Annotated in this window: 5 protein-coding genes; 3 read left to right on the forward strand and 2 right to left on the reverse strand. The window is 71.9% G+C overall.

Translation table 11 applies throughout. From position 1 onward, the window contains the following. The first annotated feature begins 252 nt into the window (after nt 1–252). Both htpX and pspAB read left to right on the forward strand, forming a co-directional pair. On the forward strand, nt 253–1,182 hold the full coding sequence (htpX, locus tag G5C65_RS33495) for a zinc metalloprotease HtpX (protein ID WP_165302825.1): 930 nt from the start codon (nt 253–255) through the stop codon (nt 1,180–1,182). Next, nucleotides 1,179–1,781 carry a PspA-associated protein PspAB gene (gene pspAB / locus G5C65_RS33500; RefSeq protein WP_165302826.1) on the forward strand — a complete coding sequence of 201 codons (603 nt, stop codon included), beginning with the start codon at nt 1,179–1,181 and terminating at the stop codon, nt 1,779–1,781. The genes htpX and pspAB overlap by 4 nt, the downstream gene beginning before the upstream one ends. Here the strand turns inward: pspAB and G5C65_RS33505 are convergent. Next, nucleotides 1,741–2,382 carry a cysteine hydrolase family protein gene (locus G5C65_RS33505; protein ID WP_165302827.1) on the reverse strand — a complete coding sequence of 214 codons (642 nt, stop codon included), beginning with the start codon at nt 2,380–2,382 and terminating at the stop codon, nt 1,741–1,743. The genes pspAB and G5C65_RS33505 overlap by 41 nt on opposite strands. A 36-nt stretch (nt 2,383–2,418) precedes the next feature. Next, nucleotides 2,419–2,838 (reverse strand): PPOX class F420-dependent oxidoreductase, encoded by a 420-nt coding sequence (locus G5C65_RS33510; protein WP_165302828.1) that lies wholly within the window; start codon nt 2,836–2,838, stop codon nt 2,419–2,421. A 127-nt stretch (nt 2,839–2,965) separates the two neighbouring features. On the opposite strand from G5C65_RS33510, the gene G5C65_RS33515 reads away from it, so the two are divergent. Further along, the coding region (locus tag G5C65_RS33515) for a LysE family translocator (protein WP_206442565.1) at nt 2,966–3,596 on the forward strand (631 nt) is incomplete at its 3' end.

Below are 3,596 nucleotides of genomic sequence, written 5' to 3' on the forward strand. Positions count from 1 at the left end.
GTGGCGGGGGGCGGGAGAGTCACGGGCCCTATCTTCGCGCATATGCCACCTCACTCGTGCGGCAGTCCGCACGGATGAGTACCCGGCGCGCGGGATTCGTACGAATCCATCAGGCCCGCTCGGCTCCGGTGACCGCCGCACCCGGTCACCCCGGCCCTCGGCCCTTACGCGCCCTAGACGGCAAACCAGGCACAATCGAAAGAAGGAGGGAGAAAACGGGGGAGTGTGCGGGGGGAGAGAGGAGGCTCATCCATGAGCCGTCACGCGACGCGCTACGCCCCCGACCGAGGGCTCACCACCCGCATGGTCACCACGATGTTCTTCATCGGGCTGCTCTACGTCGTCTTCGTCGGTGTCCTGATCGCCCTGCTGGGGCGGGCGTGGCCCATGGTGCTGCTGATCGCGGGCGGGCTGTTCGTCGCGCAGTTCTGGTTCAGCGACCGCATCGCCGCCTTCAGCATGGGCGCCCGCGAGGTGACCCCCGAGCAGGCGCCCGAGCTGCACGGCGCCGTGGACCGGCTGTGCGCCCTCGCCGACATGCCCAAGCCGCGCGTCGCCATCGCCGACTCCGACGTCCCCAACGCGTTCGCCACCGGGCGCAACCAGGACAACGCCATGGTCTGCGCCACGACGGGACTGCTGCGCCGCCTCAGCCCCGAGGAGCTGGAGGGGGTGCTCTCCCACGAGCTGTCGCACGTCGCGCACCGGGATGTCGCGGTCATGACGATCGCCTCGTTCCTGGGCGTGCTCGCCGGGATGATGACCCGCGTCGCGCTCTGGGGCGGCTTCGGCCGCTCGGCCGGTCGGGACAACAACGGCGCGGGCGTGCTGCTCCTGCTCATCCCCGTCATCAGCGCGGTCGTCTACGTGATCAGCTTCCTGCTCACCCGGCTGCTGTCCCGCTACCGCGAGCTGTCGGCCGACCGCGCCGGCGCGCTGCTGACCGGCCGCCCCTCGTCCCTCGCCTCCGCGCTCACCAAGATCAGCGGGGAGATGTCCCGCATACCCACCCGGGACCTGCGCAAGGCCGAGCCGTACAACGCCTTCTACTTCGTGCCCGCCTTCTCCGGCGAGAGCATGGCCACGCTGTTCTCATCGCACCCGCCGCTGCAGAAGCGGCTGGACCAGCTGGGCCGGGTCTCGGCGCAGCTCAGCGGCGGCGGCGACGGGGGTGAGCGATGAGCTTCTGGGACGCGGTCCTCGGCCGCAGCAAGCCCAAGCGCCCCAACCTCGACCAGCTGTTCGCCCTCCCCTCCGCTGCCCTCACCCTCCGCGCCGGTGCCGGGTTCGACCCGACAGGCCGCGGCGCCGTCTGCTTCGCGAGCGTCGAGGGCGGCGCCTTCGCACAGCTCCAGCAGGACGTCCGGGCGCTGCTGGACGCCGACACCGAGCGCGGCGGCGGCTCCGCCGAGCCCGTCGAGTTCAGCCAGGACGACTACGGCTACACCTGGCTGCTGGTGCGCCGGGAGCCGGAGGACCTGGCCGCGCTCGTCACCGATCTGCACGCGGTCAACACGCTGCTCGAAGAGGCCGGATTCGGGCCGCAGCTGCTGTGCTCCCTGGTGGGGTTCCGGGAGTACGAGGGGCACGGCGACCGCCCCCTCGCCCTCATCTACCTCTACAAGCGCGGCACCTTCTACCCCTTCGCGCCGCTCCCCGGCGCCGGGGAGAGCCGGGACAACAGCCTGGAGCTGCAGATCCGCGGCCTGCTCGGCGACGACCTGCCACTGGAGAAGGACCTCAGCCGCTGGTTCCCGGTGTGGGGCGCGCCCGGGCTGTGACCGGGGCAGCGAACGGGGCTGTGAAGCGTACGTCGCGGGCCGCCGCGGTGATCTCCACCTCGTCGCCCAGCGACCACTCCGCCACCCGCGCCGCCAGCGCCGCCGGCACCCCCGCGGTGTCGCCCGGCGCGGGCGGCACGTCGTACGTCCCGTGCGCGTCGTGCGGCAGGACGACGCGGAAGTCCAGGTCGAGGGCCGTCTGCGCGGTCGCGCGTACGCACATCTCCGACTGCACCCCGCACAGGGCCACCGCCGTGACCCCGTGCCCGCGCAGCAGCGCCTCCAGTCCGGTCTCCCAGAAGCCGTCGTCGTCGGTCTTCCGCAGCACCGCCTCGCCGGGCCGGACGGGCAGCACCAGCCGCCAGCCCGGCGTGTCCGGCTCGTCGGGCGCCCCGGCTTCGCCGTCGTTCTGCAGATGCACCACCGGCGCCCCGGCCGCGCGCGCCCGCGCGAGCAGCTCCCGCGCACGCTCCACGACGCGCGCCGCGTCCGGCACGGCGCCGCCCTCGCAGGTGCCGTCGCCCTCCCCCTCGACGAAGGCGGACTGCAGGTCGACGACGATCAGCGCGTGGACGGGGTCCGGATCCGGTGGTGTGCCCATGATGATCAAGTATGCCCGGGGTCCCGCGCGGCCCCGTCACACGTTCCGGGACCAGCCGTCCGGACGCTCGGGGTCCAGGTGCCAGCTGAGGATCCGCTCCGGGTGGATGCGGATGATGTCCTGGCTGAACCACTCGGGCGCCACGGGCGGCTCGTCCACCGTCAGCAGCTCGGCGCGCCCCCGGATCTCGACGCCGCGCCCCATGCCGGGCTTGACGGCGTCGGGGTCGTCCGGCGCCGTGAGGTCGTCGACGACCAGCGTGACGTACGGGTTCTGCTGGGCGTCGCGATAGCGCCGGCTGTCGGCGTGCCGGGGGCCGCCGATGTCGATGGTGCCGTCGTCGTTCAGCCGGAAGCCGAGGGGGCGTACGCGGGGGGTGCCGTGCGGGCCCACGGTCGCGAACCGGCCGAGCTGCTGTCCGGCGAGATAGGCGCGTTCGATATCAGTGAAGATCATGGCACGACCGTAGAAGTTGAACCACGCTTCAAGTCAACGGAGCCGGGGGTCGTTTCACCGTCGCTGAACGGTGAAGTGAAGGAAACGTTGCTGGTCCCGGGGTCCCGCCGGGCTCATGCTGAGAGGCATGATCACGACAGGCGCGGTGATGGGTGTGGCGGCGGTGGCGCTCGGGATGGTGCTGACGCCCGGCCCGAACATGATCTATCTCGTCTCCCGCAGCATCGCCCACGGCCGCGGCGCCGGGCTGGTCTCCCTCTCCGGCGTCGCCGTCGGCTTCCTGATCTACCTCACCGCGGCCAACCTCGGCCTCTCCGCCGTCTTCACCCTGGTCCCCGAGGTCTATCTCGCCGTCAAGCTCGCGGGCGCCGGATATCTGGGCTGGCTGGCGTGGAAGGCGCTGAAGCCCGGCGGCGTCTCCGTCTTCGCCCCTCGGGAGCTGCCCCGCGACTCCAACCGCCGCCTGTTCACCATGGGCCTGCTGACGTGTCTGCTCAACCCGAAGATCGCCATCATGTACCTCTCGCTGATACCGCAGTTCGTCGACCTGGACCGGGGCCATGTGCTGGTGCAGGGCTTCCTGCTGGGCGGGGTGCAGGTGGTGGTGGGCGTGGGCGTGAACGGCCTGTTCGTCCTCGCGGCGGGCGCCATCTCCGTCTTCCTCGCCCGCCGCCCCGGCTGGCTGCGCGTCCAGCGCTATGTCATGGGCACCGTCCTGGGCGCCCTCGCGATCCGGCTCGCCACGGACACCTCCCGCC

This window comes from Streptomyces boncukensis, from assembly GCF_011045075.1.
Taxonomy (GTDB): Bacteria; Actinomycetota; Actinomycetes; order Streptomycetales; family Streptomycetaceae; genus Streptomyces; species Streptomyces boncukensis.